Here is a 23058-nt window from a genome sequence, read left to right on the forward strand (position 1 = left end):
GCTGGTCGCAGCGTGTCGTCACAGGCCAGGCGCCGCGACGCACACGCAAAGGACGGCCGGTGACCAAGACGTTGTGGGCGAGAATACCGCCTGCACTCCAACTTCCAGCCGTTTTCCGCTCCGCGGTGGGACGCGAGATGCGCCGATCGAAGGACGGCGGGATCAACCTCGTCTCAAAGGTAGCTGTCTTTGGTTGATAATGCCGACCATGGATGCTCGGGAAATTCCCGGAACAAGTCCGGGGATGACGGCGAGGGTGTTGCGAGGATGCGGCGCTTGTAACGCGATCCTGCCCGGCGGATCACTTGGTCTCGTCCTGGATGCCGCAAACGGGGCCATGCTGGACCACAAGCCGAATCCGGCTCACATCGACCTCGTGCCGGTGGGTCGGGCCAGGATCCGCTAACCTGCCAGAGGCAGCTGCAACGCCCGTTGCGTTCGGCGCCGTTCCATTGAGGGCAACCGAACAGGGGCGTGGCCCCTTCGGGATCGGGCAGCGACGTTCCGACTTTTCCGAATGTCCGGTGCTTGCCACGTGAGCGGACATTCGGCGTATTTCAGCCATGTGCCAGCCGCAGAAGTTCGCATTCGGCGGATCCGCCATCATGGTTGGGGCGACACACCCTGGAGGATGCGATATACTGCCGACATCAGCACAAGGATAAGACACTTGCCGTCGGCCCAGGGGGCGATCAGGGAGGGTGTCGTGACGCGTTGGCAGCCAGATCCCAGTTTCTATCCTTCTCCACGCCTGGCCGAAAAAGCTCCGCCCGAGACGCTGGCCTACGTGGCCATGTTCGATCCGGACCGGCAACAGCCCGACGGCATCGCGGTCGTCGACCTCGACCCGGCCTCCCCTTCCTATGCCACGATCGTCGGCTCGGTGGCCATGCCGAATACGGGCGACGAACTGCACCATTTCGGCTGGAATGCGTGCTCGTCCTGCCTCTGTCCCAACATGCCCCATCCTCACGTGGAGCGGCGCTATCTTGTCGTGCCGGGGCTGCGCTCGTCCCGGATTCATATCCTCGACACCAAGCCCGATCCGCGCAACCCCACCATCGTGAAGGTGATCGAGCCCGAGGTAATCGCCGAGCGGACCGGCTACACCCGGCCACACACGGTTCATTGCGGGCCCGACGGTATTTACGTCACGGCCCTTGGCAATGCCGAAGGCAAGGCGCCTGGCGGCATCTTCGTCATGGACCACGAGAGTTTCGAGCCGCTCGGACGCTGGGAGGTCGACCGCGGATCGCAGCAGCTCGCCTATGACGGCTGGTGGCATCTCGGCTATGACACGCTGGTGACCAGCGAATGGGGCACGCCCGACACCTTCGAGAACGGCCTCGTGCCGGAAATCCTGCTGGGTTCGAAATACGGCCGCCGCCTGCATTTCTGGGATCTGCTGAAACGCAAGCATCTGCAGGAGATCGACTTCGGCGAAGAGCATCAGCTCATATTTGAACTGCGCCCGGCGCACGATCCGACGAAGGCACATGGGTTCGTCAACTGCGTGATCAGCCTGAAGGATCTCTCCTCCTCGATCTGGACCTGGTACCGCGAGGGCGATCACTGGGCCGTCAAGAAGATCATCACCATCCCGGCCGAACCCGCGAGCCCGGATGGCCTGCCGGATATGCTGAAGGGATTCGGTGCGGTGCCGCCGCTCGTGACCGACATCGACCTGTCCATGGATGACCGTTTCCTCTACGTGTCGTGCTGGGGCACGGGCGATCTCCAGCAATACGACGTCTCCGACCCGTTGAACCCCAAGCTCACCGGCACGGTGCGGATTGGCGGGATCGTGTCCCGTGCCTCTCATCCCAAGGCACAGAATGGGCACCTGACGGGAGGGCCGCAGATGGTCGAGATCAGCCGGGACGGACGGCGGGTGTATTTCACCAATTCGCTCTACGGTCCCATCGATCAGCAGTTCTACCACCGCGGCTTCGAGGGCTGGATGGTGAAGCTGAATGCGGATCCGGAGGGCGGCATCGCGTTCGACGAGGATTTCTTCATCGAATGGCCCAAGGGGCATCGGCCTCATCAGGTCCGGCTTGAGGGCGGTGACTGCTCATCCGACTCCTACTGTTATCCCTGACGGCGGTCCCTGCCGATCCGGTGAATGAGGATGAACACGCTCTCCTCCACACTCTGGCCCTGGGTGGTTCTTGCGGGGCTCGGCGCGTTCCATGGCCTGAATCCCGTCATGGGCTGGCTGTTTGCCGTCGCGCTCGGCCTGCACCGTCAGAGCCGGGGCCTTGTGGTTCTCGCCCTGGCGCCTATCGCCCTCGGCCATGCTGTAGCGGTGGGCGCTGTTCTGCTGGCGGTGATCGTCTTCGGAACGGTCGTCGATGCGACGTTCCTCGGCCGCGGCGCCGGAATCCTCCTGATCGCCTGGGCGGCCACACATACTCTCGCCGGCCATCGCCCCCCTCTCCGGATCGGGATGCAAACCGGCTTGGCCGGTCTGGCCTTATGGTCTTTCATGATAGCCAGTGCTCACGGGGCCGGCTTCATGCTGATCCCCGCACTCCTGTCGCTGTGCGTTTCTCCCGGCATGGGCGGCGAACTTACTGCCTTGACCTCAGTTCCGATTTCATTTGTGGCGCTCGCTGTTCACACGGGGGCGATGCTGGCGGTGATCGGAGCTGTCAGCCTGATCGTCTATGACCAAGGGCTCGCATTTCTGAGGCGGGGCTGGATCAACATGGATATTCTCTGGAGCGTTGCCTTACTCGTAGGTGGCGTCATCCTCGTGGCAGGGTGACGTTAAGATCCCGGCAGGCCTCACTAGCGAAACGCATCGCATGCATGGATGCGATCGGGCGCCTGCGGTCAGGCGGTGAAGTTCGCATGTCATTCCGGAATGTCTGGTGCTCCCGCGTGAGCGCACATTCGGCTCCTTCATGGAAGTGCCAATTCCCGACCTCCTCAGCACTCGGTGCGCAATGCTCCGCTGTGATGTCCTATTGAACACGGACGTAGCCCCGCAATTCGCCATACCGCCGAACCTGCTCCGCGGTCAGGATCTCCACCGTGGCAAGATGGTACTTCAGGTGGGCGGCCCGAAGCGCCGCCTGTGTCGCCCCGATGACGGCCGTGTGGCGTCGGTGAGATTCGCGATCGTCACGGTGCGCCCGGAAGAGGATCACCTCCCGGCCCTCCGGATCCGAGCGGGTCAGGCGGACCTCACCGGCTTCCAGGAGGTACAGGCCGAGCGGGTGGTCCTCTCGCAGGAATAGGGTCTCGCCCACACTGAGCGAACGTCGCGTTGCCGAGTGGCGAAGGGTGTCTGGAATCCAGTCCAAAGCGGTCATGCCGGCATGTTAGCAATAGTTCCGGCAGCCGGGCGACCCTCGCGATTACGAAGGTGCGTCATCCGGGGCTTTGGCCGCTTGACCTTCCCATGATGGGAAGGATTAAACCAAAACGGGAGCGATGGGGATCGTCACCGCAAGGCAGGAGGGCAGGCCATGAACATCGGACAAGCGGCTGCAGCATCGGGCGTCTCGGCCAAGATGATCCGCTACTATGAGTCCATCGGGCTGATCCCGAAGACCGTCCGGACCGAGGCCGGGTACCGGGTGTACTCGGGAAACGACGTCGCCACCCTCGGCTTCATCCGCCGCGCCCGCGACCTCGGCTTCTCCGTCGAGCGGATCACGGAACTCGTCGCGCTGTGGCGGGACCGGGACCGGGCGAGCACGGACGTGAAGCGGATCGCCCTCGAACATGTCGAGGTCCTGGAGCGGGAGGCGCGCGAGTTGCAGGAGATGGCCGCAACCCTCAGCCATCTCGCCGACCATTGCCAAGGGGATGGTCGCCCTGAATGCCCGATCATCGAGGGGCTTCGGACTGGCCATGAAACGGAATTGCTCGATATCCGCTCGACCCCGCACTTCGGGTCTGTCGGCCTCCGCTCCGCACGTCGAACGACGGCGCAGAAGACGGTGCGCAACTAGAGCATCGGATGGATACGGAAAACCGGGTCCACGTTTCGCTGACGCGGCCCTTCGGGTCCGCACGATGCGCTAGCCAGGACTTCGCGTCGCTCGGGGGGCCTTTCCCGCCATACAAACGATGGTTTCGCCTCGCGACAACTGAACGAACGCCCCAGCCTTCAGGTACCATCCAGGGTGCTTCCGGAGGCGAATGAGGTGAGGACGCCATCATGATCAATCTAGGCGTTGCGGTGCCATTCCTGGGCACATTCGGAGCCGCGCCCTTGCCGGATCGCGTGGCCGCCTCTCTGCGCCTCGAGGAGCAGGAAGGGCTGCGCCTCGCCGCCAAGGTCCGCATCGTGCTTCTCGCGGTGGCCTTCGTTTGGCTCGGGCACGACCTGTTCCATGTCGGCTGGGCCGCCGTGTTCAACCTCGCGGCCGTGGGAGCCGTCCTCGCCTCCGGTTTGGCCGAGTTCGCGATCCTGAAGCGACACCGCCATCCGCGCGGCATCGCCATGGCGTTCGCCCTGCTCGACAGCGTGATCCTTGGCGTCGTCCTGGCCCTGCCCAATCCCTGGCTCGAAGGTACGATCCCGATCACCGTGACCCTCAAGGGGGCCTGGTGCTCTGGTTCGTGTTCCTGTTGGCCCTGCGCACCTTTGCTCTCGATCCCCTCCTGCTGATGTGGTCCGGGGTTTGTGCGGTGCTGGGCTGGTCCATTCCCCTCGCCGTTGCCTTCCTTGACCCCGACATCCGCATTGGCGTTCCGAGCATGTCGGGCAGCATCGTCGCGAACTCCGTCGAAGCGTTTCGCAATCTTGCCTTCGTGCATATCGGGCACTGGTACTCCGAAGCCCTCGTGCTGCTTCTGGTGGCGGCGGCGCTCACGGCGGCGGTCGAACGCTCACGCCGCCTGGCGCTCACCCGTGCCAGCGCCGAGCGTCGGCAAGCCAACCTCGCCCGCTACTTCTCGCCCCGGGTCGTGGAGCGGCTTGCCCGTTCCGACCAACCGTTCGGCGGGGACCGGCGGCAGGAGGTGGCCGTGCTCTTCGCGGACATCAAGGGCTTCACGACGCTTTCCGAGCGGCTTGCTCCCGAGGAGGTCATGCACCTCCTGCGCGGATTCCATGCCCGGATGGAGAGCATCGTCTTCGCGCACGGCGGCACCCTGGACAAGTTCATCGGCGACGCCCTTCTGGTCACCTTCGGGGTTCCCGATCCCGCTTCGGACGACGCCGTCCGGGCACTTGCCTGCGCCCGGGCCATGCTGGCCGAGGTCGAGCGGTGGAACGACGAGCGTGCGCGCAGCGGCCAGGATGTCATCGGGATCGGCCTTCACTACGGTCCGGTCGTCATGGGCGACATCGGTTCCGAGCGCTCGATGGCGTTCACGGTCGTCGGCGACACGGTCAACACGGCCAGCCGCCTCCAGGGCATCACGCGTGAGCTGGACTGCGGAATCGTCGCCAGCGAGGCCTTCATGGCAAGGGCTCGCGAGGCCACAGGTGACCTGTCCGTCGTCGACGCCTTTCGGTCCATTGGCCCTCGCAACCTGAGAGGCCGCAGTGCCCCCATCGACATATGGTGCGGATAAGCGGACACCTCAGGAAAGGCGGGCGGAAAGCGTTGCAAGCATCCGCTTCCGCTACGGTCGGCGGCGGCGGTCGTGCTCAGTCCCTACCGGGCTCCGGTGCGAGCGGCCTGGTATTCGCGCTCCTCTCCGATGGCGCAAGAAACCTCGGCTTGACCTTGCCACCGTGGGAAGGCCCAGACCGATCTCACCTTAAGCGAATCGAGATCCCGACCATGCATCTTTTCCACGTGCCCGACCTGAAGTGCGGAGGCTGCCTGGGCTTCGTGGTCCGGGCCCTGCGGGACATCGACCAAACAGTGCGCATCACGGCTGATATCCCGGCCCGAACCCTCCGTGTCATCTCGACACGCTTCGAGTCCGCCCTCCTGCGCGCCCTGCAGGAGGCCGGCTATGCGGCTGAGCCGATCCTCCTGCCTCTCGGGTGAATCCGATGGGCCGAATCTTGTCGAATCCAAACCTCCATGACACAAATCCGGTCACGACGAACAGGAGCGTTTCCCCCTTGCGGCTGATGGGCACCATCATCGTTGCTCTGCTTGCGATTACCATGGCGATCTTCCCGATCTCCGTGCCGCAGGCGGCCGCGTCAGCCGGGCATCCGCACGCAGTGACAGCCGATGCGGGGCACACCCATGCCGCTTTAGACAGGGATCACGAGCATCCTGACCAGGTCCCGTCTCACGACGCCGACCTGGGCGCTGTGGCCGATCACGACGAGAGCTCGCACGATTGCTCCGGCCCCGTTTGTTGCAGCATGGGCACCTGTCACGCCTTCCAGGCCAGCGCGTTTCCCGACCTCTCCTCTCCTGCGATGTCCACGATCCCCGTTGTATTGCCCGGCGACGAGCAGGTCGAGGGCATCACCGCAGGCGGCCTCGACAGGCCCCCACGAACCGTCTGACCCAGGCGCGGGCGAGTGACGCCCGCACGCATCGGCATGGCTACGTTCCAAGGCCAGCCCTGCCCGACTTGAAGCTCGAACCGGTCATCCTCCCGCCGCAGTGATTAGAACGCCAGGCCCGTGATGGGGGACGGACATATGCCGTCCCTGCCGCAATCCTGACATCGACCCTGTCGCGGAGGTCCGCCGGGAGACGGATCCTATGTTGAAGCTCATTTCATTCGCGGCGCTCGGCCTCGGCCTGGCTGGCTGCGTACCTTCCGAACACCCCTCCTATCTCGTCGCGGCGGCTGATCCTGCTATGGGCGCCCGCCCGCCGGCCTACTCCTCCGTCACCGCGGACGTGCGTGGATACGACGTCGTCAATCCCCTCGACTGGCGGGAGCTCAACCGACGCGTCGCCCCCGGGGCCGATTCCGAACGCGACGACAGCGACGATGCCGCCCGCAGGGGCCGGTGACCCATGCGCAAGGACACGAAAACAATGATCGACAAGGAACATGCGGGGCCGGCGCGCAGGCTGCGGCTGCTCGGGAGCGTCACCGCCACCCTGATGCTGGGCGGCTGCGTCTCGTTCTCGGCCGACGGCGGGCTGTCGAGCGCGCAAACGGTCGCTTACGCGGAACTGAACAAGGACGTCGTGAAGGTCGCCAGCGAGGCCGATGCGCTTGCGACGCAGCAGCAGGCCGAAGCCCTCCTCAGGCGCCCCCTGACCGCGGACAGCGCCGTCCAGATCGCCCTGCTCAAGAACCGCGGCCTGCAAGCGGCGTTCAACGACCTCGGCGTCTCCGAGGCTGAATACGTCCGCACGAGTCTCCCTCCGAACCCGACGGTGGCCCTGTCCCGCCTCGGCGGCAGCCTGGAGCTGGAGATCGAACGCCAGATCCTGATCGGGCTATTCGAGCTCGCCACGCTGCCGGCCCGGACGGCGGTCGCCGAACAGCGATTCCGCGCCGCCCAGTTCCGCACCGCCGAGGCCGTGCTGCGGCTAGCCGCCGACACACGCCGGGAATACTACCGAGCCATCGCGGCCAACCAGCAGGTCGCCTTCATGCAGCAGGCGCTCGGGACGGCGGAAACCGCTTCGGAGCTCGCCAAGCAGCTCGGGGAGAGCGGCGCCCTCAACAAACTGGAACAGGCCCGCGAGCATGCCTTCTACCAGGAACTCGGCGCGCAGCTTGCCCGTGCGCGGATTGAGCAGAAGGTCGCCCGCGAGCGCCTGATCCGCCAGCTCGGGCTGTGGGGCCGGGACATCGACTTCCGCCTGCCGAACTCACTGCCACCCCTGCCTGCCCGCATCGCCTCGGCCCAGGACATCGAGCGTCGGGCACTCGAACGGCGTGTCGACCTCCAGGCGCTACGCCATGACCTGAATGCCGTCGCAGGGCAATACGGTCTGACCAACGCCACCCGCTTGGTGACCGACATCGAGCTCGCCGGCCTCTCCAGCTACGAGCGCACGACGTCCGTCTTCACCGAGGGCGGCCAGACCGTGGTCGAGAGCGAAAGGATCAAGCGGCGCGGGCTGGAGGTCGAGTTCACGATCCCGATCTTCGACTTCGGCGCGGTGGGCGTCCGCAATGCGCAGGAGACCTACATGGCCGCGGCCAACCGCTTGGCGGAGCGGGCCGTCAACGTCCGCTCCGAGGCGCGCGAGGCGTACTTGCGCTACCGCGGCCACTATGACCTCGCCCGCCACTACCAGGGCCGCGTCCTGCCGTTGCAGAAGCGGATCCAGGACGAGGCAACCCTTCAATACAGCGGCATGCTCGTCGACGTGAGCCAGCTCATTATCGACGCGCGCACCCGCATCCTCAGCAACGTCGACGCCATCAACGCCCGCCGCGACTTCTGGATCGCCGCCACCGACCTCAAGACCGCCCTCGTTGGCGGCGGTGCCGGGAACGGCAGTGAAGGGGGCGGAGAAACCGTGACTGCCGCCGCTGGCGGCGGTGGCGGCGGGCACTGACCAGGGAGAGACCCAATGACCGACCTATCGCGCAGGAACTTCCTCGGCGCCGGAGGCCTAGCCCTTGCAGGCGCCTCCATGATCAGCGGACGCACACAGGCGGCGAGCCTGCCCGAGGCGCCGACCATGACCGAGGCCACGATGCAGCCGCCGCTCTATCCGAAGAGCGGGCCGGACTACCAACCCGTGGTCACTCTCAACGGCTGGACCCTCCCCTGGCGCCAGAACGGCGACTGGAAGGAGTTCCATCTCGTCGCCGAGCCCGTCGTGCGTGAGCTCGCGCCCGGCATGAAGGCGCATTTGTGGGGCTACAACGGCCAGTCGCCGGGCCCGACCATCGAGGCGGTCGAGGGCGACAAGGTGCGCATCTTCGTCACCAACAGGCTGCCGGAGAACACGGCGGTGCACTGGCACGGCCAACTCCTGCCCAACGGCATGGACGGCGTCGGCGGCCTGACCCAGCCGCACATCCCACCGGGCAAGACCTTCGTGTACGAGTTCATCTGCCAGAAGTCCGGCACCTTCATGTACCATCCGCACTCCGACGAGATGGTGCAGATGGCGATGGGTATGATGGGCTTCTTCGTCGTGCACCCGCGTGATCCAGCGGAGCGCTGCGTCGACCGCGACTTTGTCTTCCTGCTCAACGCCTTCGACATCGAGGCCGGGTCTTACGTGCCGAAGGTCAACACGATGCTCGACTTCAATCTCTGGTGCTGGAACTCGCGCGTGTTCCCCGGCATCGACCCGCTGGTGGTGCGTCAGGGCGACAAGGTGCGGATCCGGTTCGGCAACCTGACCATGACCAACCACCCGATCCACATGCACGGCTACGACTTCAAGGTCACGGGCACGGACGGCGGCTGGGTGCCGGAGGCGGCGCAGTGGCCGGAGGTCTCCGTCGACGTCGCGGTCGGTCAGATGCGTGCGTTCGAGTTCGTGGCCGACGCCCCGGGCGACTGGGCGATCCACTGCCACAAGTCGCATCACACCATGAACGCCATGGGCCACGACGTGAAGACCTATATCGGCGTCAACATGAAGAAGACCGCAGCGGCGATCAAGAAGGTCGCTCCAGGCTACATGCCGATGGGCTCGGCCGGCATGGGCGAGATGGGCTCGATGGAGATGCCACTCCCCGACAACACGCTGCCGATGATGACGGGCTTCGCCCAGTTCGGTCCCGTCGAGATGGGCGGCATGTTCTCGGTCGTGAAGGTCCGTCCCGGCCTGGCGGCCGACGACTACAAGGATCCCGGCTGGTACAAGCATCCGGAGGGCACGGTCGCCTACGAGTGGACGGGCGAGAAGCTCGCCGAACCCGCCCGCGCGATCCCGCCCGACAGCGGCGTGAAAGCGACGGAATTCCGCGCCGTCGACCCGCGCAAGCGCCCGGTCCGCGCGGCCGGCGGCCACGACAATCACTGATTCCGACACAACGGATGCAACAGGAGCAATCGATGAAGACACGCACTTTGGCCCTCATGGGCGCCGCAGCGGCGCTGGCGCTCTCCGTCGGGCTTGCGCTTGCCGGTCCCGGCGAGCCCGGACACAGCCACAAGTCCTTCGCGGCCGGCGAGCCGGGCGACCCGAAGAAGCCCGTCGCCCGCACGATCGAGGTCACCATGAAGGAGACCGACGACGCGAAGATGCTGTTCGAGCCCAACAAGGTGGAGATCAAGCGCGGCGAGCAGGTGAAGTTCGTGCTCAGGAACCACGGCCAAGTGGATCACGAGTTCATGCTCGACTCGATCGAGAACAACGCCAAGCACAAGGTCCAGATGCAGAAGAACCCGGACATGGAGCACGACGACCCGAACGGGAAGCGGCTCACCCCGAAAGGCTCCAACGAGATCGTCTGGCGCTTCACCAAGCCCGGCACCTTCGAGTTCGCCTGCCTGATCCCGGGCCACTACGAGTCCGGCATGCACGGCACCGTCGTCGTCAAGTGACGGCACCAATCCCCTCGTCATCAAGATCCGAAAAGGAGTTCCCTATGAAGCGTATCGCCATTAGCCTGATCGCCGCCCTGAGCCTTTCCGGCGCAGCCCTCGCGCAGGGCCTGCCGACGGTCACCGGCACGGTCGAGAAGGTCGACACCGCGCAAGGCAAGATCACGATCGACCACGGCCCGATCAAGAACTTGGACATGGAAGCCATGACCATGGTGTTCCGCGCCCAGGACCCGGCCCTGCTCAAGGGCCTGAAGGCCGGCGACAAGGTCCAGTTCACCGCCGACCGCGTGAACGGCCAGATCAGCGTCGTCAGGATCCAGAAGGGCAAGTAGGAGCGGGGCGACAGGCGACCGGTCGGGTTCCGGTCGCTTGACCTTCTCATGATGGGAAGCCTCAAGGTAGCCGCACTGCCTGTAAGCGTCAGTGGAGAACAGCCATGACCGACACCCCAACCACCAAGGGCCACGAAAGCCATGAGCACCATCACGACCATGGCGCCCACGCGGGACATCACCATGATCCTGCGACGGATGCCGGCAAGGTGAAGGACCCGGTCTGCGGCATGATGGTGGATCCGCATGCGACCCAGCACCGGGCCCAGTACGAGGGCAAGCCGTATTACTTCTGCTCCGCAGGCTGCCAGTCGAAGTTCATGGCCGAACCCGCGAAGTACGTCGAGCCGGCAACGGCGCGGAAGGCTGAACCCGTGCCCGAGGGCACGATCTACACCTGCCCGATGCACCCCCAGATCCGGCAGGTGGGGCCGGGCTCCTGCCCGATCTGCGGCATGGCGCTCGAACCCGTGCTGGCAACGGCAGAGACCGGTCCGAGCCACGAGCTCGTGGATATGACGCGCCGCTTCTGGATCGGCCTCGGCCTGAGCCTGCCGGTGGTCGCGCTGGAGATGGGCGGCCACCTGACAGGCCTCAGCCACTACATCAGTCAGCAGACCTCGAACTGGATCCAGATGCTGCTCGCGACCCCGGTCGTGCTCTGGGCCGGGTGGCCGTTCTTCGTGCGCGGCTGGCAATCCCTCGTCACGCGCAACCTGAACATGTTCACACTGATTGCCATGGGCACCGGCGTGGCGTGGGTCTACAGCATGGTCGCGACGCTGGCGCCCGACATCTTCCCGGCGGCCTTCCGCGGTCATGACGGCGCCGTTGCGGTCTATTTCGAGGCGGCCTCCGTCATCACGGTGCTGGTCCTGCTGGGACAGGTGCTCGAACTGCGGGCCCGCGAGACGACGAGCGGTGCCATCCGGGCCCTGCTCGACCTCGCGCCGAAGACGGCCCGCAAGCTCATACCCGACGGCACGGAGCAGGAGGTCCAGCTCGACGCCGTGCAGGTGGGCGACCGCTTGCGTGTGCGGCCGGGCGAGAAGGTGCCGGTGGACGGCGTGGTCGTCGAGGGCCGCAGCGCTGTCGACGAGTCCATGGTCACCGGCGAGTCGATGCCGGTCACCAAGGAAGTCGGTGGCAAGGCGATCGGCGGCACTATGAACCAGTCGGGCGGTCTCGTCATCGAGGCCCAGAAGGTCGGGCGCGACACCATGCTGTCGCAGATCGTCCAACTCGTGGCCGAGGCCCAGCGCAGCCGTGCCCCGATCCAGCGCCTGGCCGATCAGGTCTCGGGATACTTCGTGCCGGCCGTGATCGGGGTGGCGGTGCTGGCCTTCATCGCATGGGCGATCTGGGGGCCCGAGCCGCGACTCTCCTACGGCCTCGTGGCCGCCGTGGCGGTGCTGATCATCGCCTGCCCCTGCGCGCTCGGGCTGGCCACGCCGATGTCGATCATGGTCGGCGTCGGACGCGGAGCGCAGGCCGGCGTGCTGATCAAGAACGCCGAGGCGCTCGAGCACATGGAGAAGGTCGACACCCTCGTGGTCGACAAGACCGGGACCCTCACCGAGGGCAAGCCGGCCGTCACCGCCATCGTGCCCGCCCCCGGCTTCACCGAGGCCGACGTCCTGCGCCTGTCCGCCAGCGTCGAGCGGGCGAGCGAGCATCCTCTCGCGGTCGCGATCGTCGCCGCGGCCGAGAAGCGGGGCGTCGCCACCGCGCCCGTCACCGACTTCGACTCGCCCACGGGCAAAGGTGCGCTCGGCACCGTCGAGGGTCGGCGCATCGCCCTTGGCAATAAGGCATTCCTGGCCGAGCACGGCATCGATGTGGCTCCCTTGGCGGAGCAGGCCGACAGGCTGCGGGAGGACGGCGCGACGGCGATCTTCGCCGGCATCGATGGGAAGGTGGCCGGCGCCATCGCCATCGCCGACCCGGTAAAGCCCTCGACTCCGGAAGCCCTCGCCGCCTTGAAGGCCGAGGGCGTGCACGTCGTAATGCTGACCGGCGACAACTGGACCACCGCGAAGGCGGTAGCCCGTCGGCTCGGGATCGACGAGGTCGAAGCCGAGGTTCTGCCCGACCAGAAAAGCGCCGTGGTCAACAAGTTCAAACGTGCGGGCCGGGTCGTCGCCATGGCCGGCGACGGGGTCAACGACGCGCCGGCGCTGGCGGCCGCGGATGTCGGCATCGCCATGGGCACCGGCACCGACGTGGCAATGGAGAGCGCGGGCGTGACCCTGGTCAAGGGCGACCTGACCGGGATCGTGCGGGCACGGCGGCTGTCGCACGCCACGATGCGCAACATCCGCCAGAACCTGTTCTTCGCCTTCATCTACAACGCGCTCGGCGTGCCGGTGGCGGCCGGCGTACTGTACCCGCTCTTCGGCATCCTGCTGTCGCCGATCATCGCGGCGGCCGCCATGGCGCTGTCCTCGGTCAGCGTGATCGGCAACGCGATCCGGCTTCGGACGGTGCGGCTCTGACGGCCAAGCCGGGCGGGCTCGATGGAGCCTTGCCCGGCCTGCTGCTGTTGGCCTGCCCCTCGATCCCGGGGCCGGATCGGCTCGGTGTCATCAGAAATCGTCGGATCCGTCCCTGCATCGATAGCCGATGAAGCATTGCGGGTTGTTGGAGCTTGGAACCCACGCAGGCTCAGGGAACTGGTCGACGGTGCATTCGGCGCCGCTCCTGACGAAACGAGCGTAGGTGGAGGGTCCAGTATCGAGGACGACCGCGCCTTCCCGCATGACAAGCTGTCGGTTGGCCGAGCATGTCCGCTGGGAGGTGGGTGGCCCGACCTGGGCGGTTGCAGGTGCCGCGACCGCGGCAAGGGTAAGGAATATCAGCACGCTCCTCATCACTGCTTCCTCCTATGCTTGAGTAGGATAGTGAACCGGCACATGTCATAAGCCACGATGCGAGAGACCGCTCTAGTCGCTCTGGCGCGCCTGGATCGCCCGTTCGACCTGCTGCTTGACCGCCGCCATGTTGAAGCTCGCGCCCCGCTGCATCGGCGGGAAATCGACGAAGGTCTGGGCCGCCTTCGCCACCTCCTGCTGCACGAAAACGAAACGCCAGAACTCGGTGACGAACCAGTTGTAATAAGCGAGCGATCCATTCTTGCCGTCAGGCATGCCCGTACGCTCGTAGGGATCGAGCCGCAGGTTGACCAGGATCGGCCAGTCGACCCTCTGGGTTGCACCCAGCCAGCCGTTTGGCTGATCGGTGAAGCGGTACTTGAAGTCGTTGATGCGCGCCGCGCTCAGGTTGGACTCGGTGAAATAGAAGATCTCGTTCCGCTTCGATGGTCCCTGGCCGGTGAGGAATGCGGTCTGGTCGTAGCCGTCGAGATGGACCTTGTAGGTCATGTCGCCGATCTTCTTTCCAGCCTTGAATTCGTCGATGATAGTCGGATTGCCGGCTGCTGCCACAAGGGTCGGGAACCAATCGAGGCCGGATATGATACTGTTCTCGACCTTGCCTGCCGGCACCTTGCCCGGCCAGCGGACGATGGCCGGCACGCGAAAGCCGCCTTCGAGCGCCGTCCCCTTGCCGCCGGCGAAAGGCGTCTGGCCGCCATCGGGCCATGTGAAGTTCTCGGCACCATTGTCGGTCGTGAAGACCACGATGGTGTTGTCGTCGAGACGGTTGTCGGTCAGGTATTTCATCACTGAGCCGACGACGTCGTCGAGTTGCGCCATTCCGGCTTCATAGACGCTCCAGCCGTTCTCGGGCGTGCGCATGGCATTATACTTCTCCGAGAGATGCGTGATGACATGCATCCTGGTGGGGTTGAGCCAGGCGAAGAACGGCTTGTTTTCACTGCGCGCCTTGTCGATGAATTTCAGCGTGGTATCGAGGATCTCGTCGTCGACGGTCTCCATCCGCTTCGGGCAGAACTGGCCTGCATCTTCGATCCGCTGCCTGCCGATCCGGCCCCAGCGTGGCTGCTCGGTCGCGTCATCCCTGTCGGTGGCAAAGGAGTGGACCATGTTGCGGGGGCCCACGGTTGCCAGCAGGGCCTGCGGATAGGTCGGGTGGCAAGGATCCTCCATCGCATCCAGGTGATAGAGGTATCCAAAGAATTCGTCGAAGCCGTGTACGGTCGGCAGGAAGCGGTTGAGGTCGCCGAGATGGTTCTTGCCGAATTGGCCGGTGGCATAGCCCATGGACTTCAACACCGTTGCGATGGTCGGCGCCTCGTCCGGAATGCCGATCGGCGAGCCGGCCTGTCCGACGGTGGTGAGCCCGGTGCGGATCGGCAACTGACCGGTGATGAAGTTGGCGCGCCCGGCTGTGCAGCTTGCCTCGGCGTAGTAATCGGTGAAGCGCATGCCCTGCGATGCCAGCCGGTCAAGGTTCGGTGTGCGGCCGGACATCATGCCTTGGTTGTAGGCACCGATGTTGTTCCAGCCGATGTCATCGCCCATGATCACAACGATGTTCGGCCGTGCCGGTGCCTGCGCGGCGGCAGGCGCCAGGGCGGCGGCGGAGACGAGCGCGGTGGCGCCCAGAAGGGCTCCCTGTGTCGCGCCGCGTGCGCCAGCAAGGATCTGTTTCAGTCGCGATTTCCCATTCGTGGCAGTGGTGGTGGAATCATCCGTGGAAATTCCATGAGACATGGGGAACCTCCTCTGTCAGGTCTCCGGGGTTCCTCGCGTGACGCACCGGAAGCCGACGTGGCTTGTCGAGGTGTCGACGGGCTGAAGTGTGCGCTGCGATGCTACGATTGTGAGGCGCACCGGCCGTTAGAGCATCGGACCCAAAAGTGGACCCACTTTTGGGTCCGATGCTCAATCCCTTAAGCAGCGCATCGTTCGGTGCGGAAAACCGGATCCACTTTTCCGCACGATGCGCTAGCCTTACGCTCATCGCTCCAGCAGTGTAGCACTTCTTGCAGTCCGGATTGACTGGGGCTTTTCCCAAGAGTCGTGCGGGAAAAGCCTGAGACTTGCCGGGGGTTTTCGAAGGGCAGCGCCGCATTTCCCAAAGGCAGCTATCGGTACTGAGCCGAAGTAATGGTTTGGTCTGGTGGTTGAGCCCCACCAGACATTCGCGACAGGCGGATGATCGCGGTGCCAGTTCACGAGTTTGACATCCCGCAATGCCGCTCTGGGCAACTGTGGTAGAATTCCGAGCATGATGACGATCCCGAACGCAGCGTCCTCGATCATCCGCCCCTTTCTCGCGGTGCTGATGGCCGTTGCCGTGATCGGACCGATGCCCAGTGCGGCGGCGAAGGATTGGGCCGCTGATGGCGCTCACTACGTCCAGGGCACGTCGTCCCACGACTGCTGCGATCCGGAGCCGGCCGCGCCGGACGGGAGCTGTAACCTCGTGTGTGCCCAAGCCCGTTGCGGGTGGACGGCCGTTCCCGCCATGACGAGCTTGCCTGCCCCCCATGATCGGCAGGCGATCCGATGGGAGATCGTGTCCGTTCTCCCCGACGATATCGCTCCCGAGACGGCGACCCCTCCTCCCCGAACCTGAGACAGCTCTCCCTCATCCGGCCGATCGTCCCGACGGCGGCCATGTTTCAGAAGCTCGAACGTTCTCGAGGAGAACCACCATGAGGTCATCCATTCTCGCTCTCGTCCTCGCCGCCGGCCTGTCGGTTCCGGCCCTTGCCCAGCAGGCCACCCCGTCCGACGCGGACCACACCGCTCACCATCCGGAGCAGGCTCAGACACAGGCCACCGTTCCGATGGTCGGTTCCCAGGTCCAGATGAGCACCATGCCCGCACCGCAGGGCGGAATGTCCGGCATGCAGGGCGGCACGATACCGGGCAGTCAGCGCCCGGGCGGCATGATGTCGGGCATGATGATGTGTCCGATGATGCAGGCCGGCATGATGGGCCGGCAGTCCGGCTCCATGCAGATGGACGGCCCGCGCGGGGATCAGGGCGTCGCCTCGCTGGCCATGAACGCTGTCAACGAGCGCATGCATCGTGAGATGGCGATGGAGTATACGGGCAACGTGGATGCCGACTTCACGAGCAACATGATCGCCCATCATCAGGGCGCCATCGACATGGCCAAAATCGTTGTCGCCTTCGGCAAGGATCCGAAGATCCGCGAACTCGCCCAGAACGTCATCAGGGCGCAGGAGGACGAGATCGCCATGATGAAGTCCTGGCTCGCCACGAACGCGAAGCAGTGAGGTGCGCGTCATGTCATCAAACCTGACCATCAGCCGGCGGGCGCTCCTCGCCGGCCTTGCCGCCGCTTCCGCCCTCCCGGCCTCCGCGGTGGAAGCCCTGCCGACGATGACGGTCACCAAGGATCCGAGTTGTGGCTGCTGCGGCGCCTGGGTCGATCACGTCCGGAAGGCCGGATTTGCCGTCGAGGTCATCGAGTCCCCGGAGGTCAACCGCCTGAAGGCCCGTCTGGGTGTGCCCCGGGGCCTCGCGTCGTGCCACACCGCCGAAATCGACGGCTACGTCATCGAGGGCCATGTGCCCGCGGACGCGATCAAGCGACTGCTGGTCGAGAAACCTCAGGCGAAGGGCCTCGCGGTTCCCGGCATGCCCGTCGGCTCGCCCGGGATGGAGGTCGAGGGCGTCGAGGACGACACCTACGAGGTCGTCCTGTTCGGGCCATCAGGCCAAGGAACGTTCGCACGGTACCGAGGGTCACGGCCACTCTGATTCCCTTGGGAATCCGCTGGCGGCTCCAGTCCTGACGAGGACAAGGGCCGCCAGCCTGGGGGGCCGTTGATCGGCGGCGCGGCATGATCCTGATCAGTCGTGACCTGTGGACTTGACCTTCGGCGGCAGGGTGGCCACGACCATCGTCCCACGCGCATCGCTCAGAAGCCTCAGGTTGCCGCCGAGCTGCAGCATGCGGGCCCGCATGCCGGCGACGCCCACCCCAAGCAGGGCACCGTCCCCCGCCGCCTTCCGGACGCCGCGGGACAGCCCGCAACCATCGTCGAGAATCCTCAGTTTCAGGGAATCTGCCCCAAGCCGCAGGTCGATCACGATCCTGGAAGCAGCCGCGTGCCGATAGGTGTTGGTCAGCGCCTCCTGGATGACCCTGAGGAGGGAGCGTTGAAGATCGAAGGGTAGCTTGTCGACCGTATCCGGCATACGGACGGATGTCACCAGGCCCGTCCGGCGCGCAAATCCAGCCGCGAAGACCCGCACGGTCCCGGCAAGTCCGCCGTTCTCCAGACCGGGCGGGTGCAGCAGATAGGTGAAGGCGCGGAGCTCCCGGGCCGCCTCGTCCACCGAGTCCGCAATCTCATCGAGCACCTTCTGGCCTTCCCCGGGGATGACATACCGCTTCAGCCGCATGAGGTTCAGGCCGACGGCGACGAGGTGCTGGGCCGTCGAGTCATGCAGCTCCTCGGCGATCCGTTGACGCTCATCATCCTGAAGGCTCAGGAGGCGTCCGGCGAGTTCATTCAACGCAGCCTCGGCCGCACGACGCTCCGTGACATCGGTGAAGAACACGCTGAGGCCTTCCTCCATGGGGCTGACTTGGAGATCGAGGCAGCGTCCGGGCCGCAGACCGGACATCACCTCGCGCCGAATGCGGCGGCGCCCTTCCATGCCCTCCCGAATGGTGCGGCTGCACTCGGCATCCGGATTGCACAGGTCCCACAGGCATGCGCCCAGGACCCGATCCGGATCCGGCCCCACCCAGTCCATCGCCGCCTCATTGAGATCGGTGACCTGATACGCTTCGTTCAGCGTGAAATAACAATCGCTGACGCTGGCCAGGACGGACCTGAGCCGCGCATCCGCGTCCTCGGCCCTGGTTGGCTTCATGCCGCCGGGCGGGCCATTCTCCAAGGGTTTTCGCGACAGGGATACGTCATCCATGGCTCAGCTCCTCGAAGGACGACCGGATGAGGGGTTTGTCTCACCGTGGCATTGGCGAAGCGCGGCAAGGCGATCCGTACCCGATCGGTCCTTGAGCCTAACATAGATTAACGGGGGCAGAGTCGGATCCCTGCCTGCGGGGGTATCCGCTCACATTATGGATGGCTTTCCTTCGCGGCGTTCCTGGGGAACCAAGCCTTCGTCCCGGCGCTTGCCTGGCCCTGCTCCTTGACGGTTTTCGCACAGGGAGTGCTTGACCTTGCCATCATTGGAAGCCGCACGGTTCCTTCATCGCCACCATGAAACGGAGAAATGCGATGTGCGGATGCAGCGCTGACCAGTCCCAGGATACCCGGCTTGCCGAGCGTGATCCGGCTGCCCTGATCCTGCGGGTCGAGGACATGACCTGCGGCCACTGCGCCGGGACCGTCAAGAAGGCCATCGAGACGGGTCTGCCCGGCACGAGCGTCGAGGCGGATCCGGCCTCCAAGCTCGTCTCGGTCCGCGGCAGCACCGATCTGACGTCCATCGAATCCCTCATAACCGAGGCAGGCTACACCCCGACCGCGGCCTGAAGGAGACTCCCATACTCGACCGCCGCCGCGTCCTAATCGTCCTAGCGCATCGTGCGGACCCGAACTGCGGCGGCGGCTGGGTCGACCACATGAAGTTCTCATGCAGACATTCCTTCAGCCAGGCGCCGTGGCTCATGGCTCACTGCCGATGCTGAAGCGGCGATACCGTATAAATCTGAGCGAGCATCTTGAGCATGAGGGTGTTGGCCGTTGGCTGGCCGTCAAGCGACACGGTCAGGCTGGTCCAGATGATCAGCGTGACATCGTTGACGGGATCCTGCCGCCCAGCTCCGTCGCGCCATAGCCAACAGCAAACTGGCCCTGCGGCGTGTGCAGAAGGACCATGGCGCCCGGCAGGAGGAGTTCTCTGGCTGTCGCTTCCACGACGTTCTGAAGGGCGAGCAGTTCGATCGGCTTGAGGTTTGTTGCGGACGCCGCCATGCCGCCGACTGAGCACGCCACGGCGACCACAATTGTCAGTATTCGCGGTGTCATCATCTCACCCCTGTCATGTTGGCGAGTTGATCAGCTGCCCAAAGTATCGAGCCCTCTACGAATGCAGTAAACATCCAGGCGAGGCAGCAGACATCTCTAGCATATATTGGATAGTGGCAGGGATCAGTGTGAAGGTCCGCTCATCCGAGCAATGCAGAAGTAAGGCTGAGGTTCGCCCCCGTACCATAACTCGCCCTCATGACGGGGCAGCTCTGTCAAACTCTATTCGCGAAAAGTCATTCAACTGCCCCCGCCAGATGCACTGTTGCTCGGTGCGGGCGCAGTATCTGCGAGTCGCTGTTATCGAGCGGGACTGATCGAGAGACCGATGACGGCGCATCAGTATGCCTGCCGCTGGGATCCTGATTTGCTGCGATTGGGCTCGATCCGGTTGCCTACGGAACACATGCGATCAGCCGCACAAAGGCGTCGATGATTGATAGGAGGACTGGTGGCCTTTCAGCCCATGAGGCCCTGACGGGAGGACCCCGACGTGCTACGATTTTGCCCTTCCTCCTGGGCCTGCGCTGGCCTGACTCATTGGCCGCGCAGGGGAAGCCAGGGAAGAACGGGTCACCCGCTGCTTAGTTGGTCGGGAGAGCGAACATGTCAGCCGAAAATGCAATCGCAGAGCATTGGGGCAAGGGCGACGTCTACGCACTGATCCTGTCGGCGCTGGAAAAGGCGGGCAAATCTCCGGATGCTCTTACGATGGAAGACCTAGCGCCGGTCGACCATTTCCACGCGCGCGGGTTCGCGGCCACCATCGATCTGGCCGACAGCCTGCCCGTCAAGGCCGGTCACCATCTCCTCGACATCGGCTGCGGCATCGGCGGTCCGGCCCGGTACTTCGCGAGCCGCTTCGGATGCCGCGTGACCGGCATCGACATCACCCCGGCCTTCGTCGAGGCGGCCAACAAGCTCACTGCGCTGATCGGCCTTGAGGATCAGGTAACGATCATGCAGGGGGACGGTGCGGATCTGCCCTATGCAGACAGCACCTTCGACGGTGCCTACACCCAGCACGTCACCATGAATGTGGCCGACCGGCCGCGCTTCTTCGCCGAGGCCTTCCGGGTCCTGAAGTCCGGCGCCTTTTTTGCGCTGACCGAGCACGGTCTGGGACCCGTCGGCAATCCGCATTATCCCCTGCCGTGGTCGAACGACGGCAGCGGCGCCTATCTGATGGCGCCCGCGGACACACGCAGGCTTCTCGAGACCGCGGGCTTCACGGAGATCCGCATGGAGAATACGGGCGAGAAATACCTCGCCGCCTACAGGCGCATGATGGAGCTTGCCGCCCAGGGAGCCCTGCCCCCGCTGGGCATCCACATCCTCTTGGGCGAAAGCGCACCAGAGAAGACGCGCAATGCGGCGCGCAACATCGAGGAGGGCCGCACCCATCCTGTGCAGGTGATCTGCCGGAAACCGCTGTAGGCGCAGGGCGGTCCATGCATCAGGGCCAAACCAGGAAAACGCCTGGTCTTGAAGAGCGTCCAGTGCTCCCTCCATGAGCAGACATTCAGCTTGATTCCGGGATGTGCCAGAAGCGATCTCTCAATCTCGAGATGCTTCGAGGTGTGATGATAGATAGCCTTTTGTGGAAAGCACTAGGTTCGAGCCACATGGCGCATGTTGCTGGTATCGGGTGCAAGTGAGCCCGGCTTTTTGCCGACTCGCCCCTAGCTTCCACGGTCGAGCGGCGGCGTAGTCCCCGTGCCGAGATCCCAATACAATCCGGCCATGACGGCCAGACCTTCGCGGGCAATCGCAACCGGCAGATGCTCGTTCGGAGCATGTTGCGAGCAGCCTGGATAGGAATGAGGCACCCAGATCGTGCGCAGGTTGAGGACCTCCGAGAAGATGTCGTTCGGCAACGATCCGCCAATATTCGGCAGGATGGCGGGCTGCTTGCCCGTCGTCTTGGCGAGCGAGGTCGCCGCATACCTAACCCACGCATCATCCGGATCGAGACGCGTGGCGTTGAAGAGTTCGTCCTCGCTCTCGGCGATCCGAACCATTGGGAACCCATGCCGATCGAGATGACGACGCAGCGCCGGCAGGACCTCGTTTGGATCGACCCCGACGACGAAGCGCAACTGACAGCGCGCCCATGCACATGGTGGAACCGCATTGACGGGTGTTTCAGGAACTCCAGCCTTCATGGCAAGCACATCGAATGAGCACCAGCCGAACACCTGCTCGGCTGGCGTCAATCCTGGCTCACCCCATTCAGGATCGATGGTTGGCCCATCCAAGCCTCCGTCAACTTCGCAATCGGTTAGCGCTCGGCGGACAGCCGCCGGAAGCTCCATCGGCACCCATTCATGAATCCGGATCTGACCGGTGGGCGATGTGATGGATGCGAGGGCATGCGCAAGCTGGATCGCCGGATCTGACAGAAGCCCGCCCCAGTTGCCGGAATGGTGGCCGCCCTGGCGGGCATTGATGGTCAAGTCGAAGGTGATGACACCGCGGGAGCCGAGAAAGACGGTCGGCCGGTCGGCGGTGAGGCGCGGCCCATCCGATGCAATGAGAACGTCCGCAGCCAGAAGATCTCTCTGCTCCTGACACAGCTCGCGCAGACCGGGTGAACCCACCTCCTCGCCCATCTCGATCAGGAACTTGGCATTGAAACCAAGCTTTCCACGCGTCTCCAGCACGGCGCGCAAGCCAGCGATATTGATGGCGTGCTGGCCCTTGTTGTCGACGACGCCACGTCCATACCAGCGCTCATCGCGCTCGGTCAGCGTCCAGGGAGACAGTCCTTCGCTCCAGGCTTTGTCGAGCCCCCGGATCACGTCACCATGGCCATAACCGAGAACCGTCGGAAGTGACCGATCCTCGATGCGCTCCGCGAACAGGAATGGTCCCTTTGCTCTCGGATGGTTCAATATCCTGCACGTGAAGCCGAGGCTCTCCAGGAGCGGCCGCATCTCCGTCTCGATATAGGCCAGGAGAGTTCCGGCACGGTCCGGGCTCTGGCTTTCCGTCGGCATGGCGACAAGACGCGCGAGATCCGCCTTGAAGGCCCCCGAATCAAAGTAGGTCTCGGCCCTGCTGATGGCAGCTTCGCGGGTCATAGGGAAGGTGTCCTCGGCATGCTGTGATTCAATCGATCGCTCGGAGAGCCCGCCAGCTTCGGAAATGAAGTCTGGCAGAGTTTCCGGCACATCATGAACGTCTGCTTTGCGCTTGCAAGCAGACTCAGGCGCAGGGTCCAACAGGTGTAAGTTCCGGAACTTCAGGGCTGCCCCAGCCAGCCACCGACTCGGGCGGGCAACCGAGAAAAGAGGAATGGCCTTGTCTCATGGGAACACAAGCGGCAGGTAAAGCACACCGACGGTACAGGTGACCGCGAGTACCGGCCAGCCTCTTGCACCAGCCGCAGATGCTACGGCTGCTTATTCAACGAATTGCCCTGGCACGCTTAGCCGTGAGCACTACCTGCTGGA

General features: G+C 64.7%; 24 protein-coding genes and 1 pseudogene. 19 read left to right on the plus strand and 6 right to left on the minus strand.

Going from position 1 to position 23058, the window contains the following annotated elements; genetic code table 11:
• The 3 genes and pseudogenes from ACS5Q1_RS32355 to ACS5Q1_RS32365 form a co-directional block, all read left to right on the plus strand.
• A pseudogene (locus ACS5Q1_RS32355) lies at nucleotides 1–197 on the plus strand (IS1595 family transposase); the annotation flags it as partial.
• A 509-nt stretch (nucleotides 198–706) separates the two neighbouring features.
• Complete coding sequence (locus ACS5Q1_RS32360) at nucleotides 707–2101, plus strand: selenium-binding family protein (protein ID WP_473102059.1); 1395 nt, start codon at nucleotides 707–709, stop codon at nucleotides 2099–2101.
• A gap of 30 nt (nucleotides 2102–2131) precedes the next feature.
• Complete coding sequence (locus ACS5Q1_RS32365; RefSeq protein ID WP_473102060.1) at nucleotides 2132–2770, plus strand: hypothetical protein; 639 nt, start codon at nucleotides 2132–2134, stop codon at nucleotides 2768–2770.
• 199 nt (nucleotides 2771–2969) lie between these two features.
• Here the strand turns inward: ACS5Q1_RS32365 and ACS5Q1_RS32370 are convergent, their stop codons facing one another.
• Entirely contained in the window at nucleotides 2970–3320 is a 351-nt protein-coding gene (locus ACS5Q1_RS32370; RefSeq protein WP_473102061.1) for a cyclic nucleotide-binding domain-containing protein, read from the minus strand.
• Nucleotides 3321–3476: 156 nt separating this feature from the next.
• Here ACS5Q1_RS32370 and cueR point away from each other — a divergent pair, with 156 nt between their 5' ends.
• From cueR to ACS5Q1_RS32425, 11 genes are all read left to right on the plus strand, one after another.
• A complete protein-coding gene (cueR, locus tag ACS5Q1_RS32375) occupies nucleotides 3477–3965 on the plus strand; it encodes a Cu(I)-responsive transcriptional regulator (protein ID WP_473102062.1) in 489 nt (162 codons plus the stop codon).
• 209 nt (nucleotides 3966–4174) lie between these two features.
• On the plus strand, nucleotides 4175–4627 hold the full coding sequence (locus tag ACS5Q1_RS32380) for a hypothetical protein (RefSeq protein WP_473102063.1): 453 nt from the start codon (nucleotides 4175–4177) through the stop codon (nucleotides 4625–4627).
• On the plus strand, nucleotides 4567–5538 hold the full coding sequence (locus ACS5Q1_RS32385) for an adenylate/guanylate cyclase domain-containing protein (RefSeq protein ID WP_473102064.1): 972 nt from the start codon (nucleotides 4567–4569) through the stop codon (nucleotides 5536–5538). Before ACS5Q1_RS32380 ends, ACS5Q1_RS32385 begins: the two co-directional genes overlap by 61 nt.
• A gap of 212 nt (nucleotides 5539–5750) precedes the next feature.
• On the plus strand, nucleotides 5751–5963 hold the full coding sequence (locus ACS5Q1_RS32390) for a heavy-metal-associated domain-containing protein (protein ID WP_473102065.1): 213 nt from the start codon (nucleotides 5751–5753) through the stop codon (nucleotides 5961–5963).
• A 77-nt stretch (nucleotides 5964–6040) separates the two neighbouring features.
• Nucleotides 6041–6439, plus strand: a complete 399-nt coding sequence (locus ACS5Q1_RS32395) for a hypothetical protein (RefSeq protein ID WP_473102066.1) — start codon at nucleotides 6041–6043, stop codon at nucleotides 6437–6439.
• Between the two features lie 202 nt (nucleotides 6440–6641).
• Nucleotides 6642–6899, plus strand: coding sequence for a hypothetical protein (locus ACS5Q1_RS32400; RefSeq protein WP_473102067.1), 258 nt, complete (start codon nucleotides 6642–6644; stop codon nucleotides 6897–6899).
• Between the two features lie 3 nt (nucleotides 6900–6902).
• Entirely contained in the window at nucleotides 6903–8408 is a 1506-nt protein-coding gene (locus tag ACS5Q1_RS32405) for a TolC family protein (protein WP_473102068.1), read from the plus strand.
• 15 nt (nucleotides 8409–8423) lie between these two features.
• The gene (locus ACS5Q1_RS32410) at nucleotides 8424–9836 is read left to right on the plus strand and encodes a multicopper oxidase family protein (RefSeq protein WP_473102069.1); all 1413 of its coding nucleotides are present in this window, start codon (nucleotides 8424–8426) and stop codon (nucleotides 9834–9836) included.
• Between the two features lie 32 nt (nucleotides 9837–9868).
• Nucleotides 9869–10360 (plus strand): cupredoxin domain-containing protein, encoded by a 492-nt coding sequence (locus tag ACS5Q1_RS32415; protein ID WP_473102070.1) that lies wholly within the window; start codon nucleotides 9869–9871, stop codon nucleotides 10358–10360.
• A gap of 44 nt (nucleotides 10361–10404) precedes the next feature.
• A complete protein-coding gene (locus ACS5Q1_RS32420) occupies nucleotides 10405–10695 on the plus strand; it encodes a copper-binding protein (RefSeq protein WP_473102071.1) in 291 nt (96 codons plus the stop codon).
• A gap of 104 nt (nucleotides 10696–10799) precedes the next feature.
• On the plus strand, nucleotides 10800–13190 hold the full coding sequence (locus tag ACS5Q1_RS32425) for a heavy metal translocating P-type ATPase (protein ID WP_473102072.1): 2391 nt from the start codon (nucleotides 10800–10802) through the stop codon (nucleotides 13188–13190).
• A 90-nt stretch (nucleotides 13191–13280) separates the two neighbouring features.
• Here ACS5Q1_RS32425 and ACS5Q1_RS32430 read toward each other — a convergent pair whose 3' ends face one another.
• Together ACS5Q1_RS32430 and ACS5Q1_RS32435 are read right to left on the minus strand one after the other, a co-directional pair.
• Entirely contained in the window at nucleotides 13281–13565 is a 285-nt protein-coding gene (locus ACS5Q1_RS32430; RefSeq protein ID WP_203443527.1) for a hypothetical protein, read from the minus strand.
• 72 nt (nucleotides 13566–13637) lie between these two features.
• Nucleotides 13638–15329: an arylsulfatase gene (locus ACS5Q1_RS32435; RefSeq protein ID WP_473102073.1), complete on the minus strand. Its 1692-nt coding sequence runs from the start codon at nucleotides 15327–15329 to the stop codon at nucleotides 13638–13640.
• 517 nt (nucleotides 15330–15846) lie between these two features.
• Between ACS5Q1_RS32435 and ACS5Q1_RS32440 the strand changes: the two genes are divergently transcribed.
• The 3 genes from ACS5Q1_RS32440 to ACS5Q1_RS32450 all read left to right on the plus strand — a co-directional run bounded on the left by ACS5Q1_RS32440 (nucleotide 15847) and on the right by ACS5Q1_RS32450 (nucleotide 17354).
• A complete protein-coding gene (locus ACS5Q1_RS32440) occupies nucleotides 15847–16197 on the plus strand; it encodes a hypothetical protein (RefSeq protein WP_473102074.1) in 351 nt (116 codons plus the stop codon).
• A gap of 79 nt (nucleotides 16198–16276) precedes the next feature.
• Nucleotides 16277–16867, plus strand: coding sequence for a CopM family metallochaperone (copM, locus tag ACS5Q1_RS32445; protein ID WP_473102075.1), 591 nt, complete (start codon nucleotides 16277–16279; stop codon nucleotides 16865–16867).
• 10 nt (nucleotides 16868–16877) lie between these two features.
• Complete coding sequence (locus tag ACS5Q1_RS32450; protein WP_473102076.1) at nucleotides 16878–17354, plus strand: DUF411 domain-containing protein; 477 nt, start codon at nucleotides 16878–16880, stop codon at nucleotides 17352–17354.
• Between the two features lie 93 nt (nucleotides 17355–17447).
• Here ACS5Q1_RS32450 and ACS5Q1_RS32455 read toward each other — a convergent pair whose 3' ends face one another.
• Complete coding sequence (locus tag ACS5Q1_RS32455; RefSeq protein ID WP_473102077.1) at nucleotides 17448–18533, minus strand: sensor histidine kinase; 1086 nt, start codon at nucleotides 18531–18533, stop codon at nucleotides 17448–17450.
• Between the two features lie 317 nt (nucleotides 18534–18850).
• Here ACS5Q1_RS32455 and ACS5Q1_RS32460 point away from each other — a divergent pair, with 317 nt between their 5' ends.
• On the plus strand, nucleotides 18851–19108 hold the full coding sequence (locus tag ACS5Q1_RS32460; RefSeq protein ID WP_473102078.1) for a heavy-metal-associated domain-containing protein: 258 nt from the start codon (nucleotides 18851–18853) through the stop codon (nucleotides 19106–19108).
• A gap of 252 nt (nucleotides 19109–19360) precedes the next feature.
• On the opposite strand, the gene ACS5Q1_RS32465 is transcribed toward ACS5Q1_RS32460, so the two are convergent.
• Nucleotides 19361–19606, minus strand: a complete 246-nt coding sequence (locus ACS5Q1_RS32465; protein WP_473102079.1) for a hypothetical protein — start codon at nucleotides 19604–19606, stop codon at nucleotides 19361–19363.
• 603 nt (nucleotides 19607–20209) lie between these two features.
• Here ACS5Q1_RS32465 and ACS5Q1_RS32470 point away from each other — a divergent pair.
• Nucleotides 20210–21040, plus strand: a complete 831-nt coding sequence (locus tag ACS5Q1_RS32470; protein WP_473102080.1) for a class I SAM-dependent methyltransferase — start codon at nucleotides 20210–20212, stop codon at nucleotides 21038–21040.
• A 245-nt stretch (nucleotides 21041–21285) separates the two neighbouring features.
• On the opposite strand, the gene ACS5Q1_RS32475 is transcribed toward ACS5Q1_RS32470, so the two are convergent.
• Nucleotides 21286–22686: a M20 family metallopeptidase gene (locus ACS5Q1_RS32475; RefSeq protein ID WP_473102081.1), complete on the minus strand. Its 1401-nt coding sequence runs from the start codon at nucleotides 22684–22686 to the stop codon at nucleotides 21286–21288.
• Nucleotides 22687–23058 lie beyond the last annotated feature (372 nt).

It is taken from the genome of Microvirga sp. GN3, assembly GCF_055792825.1.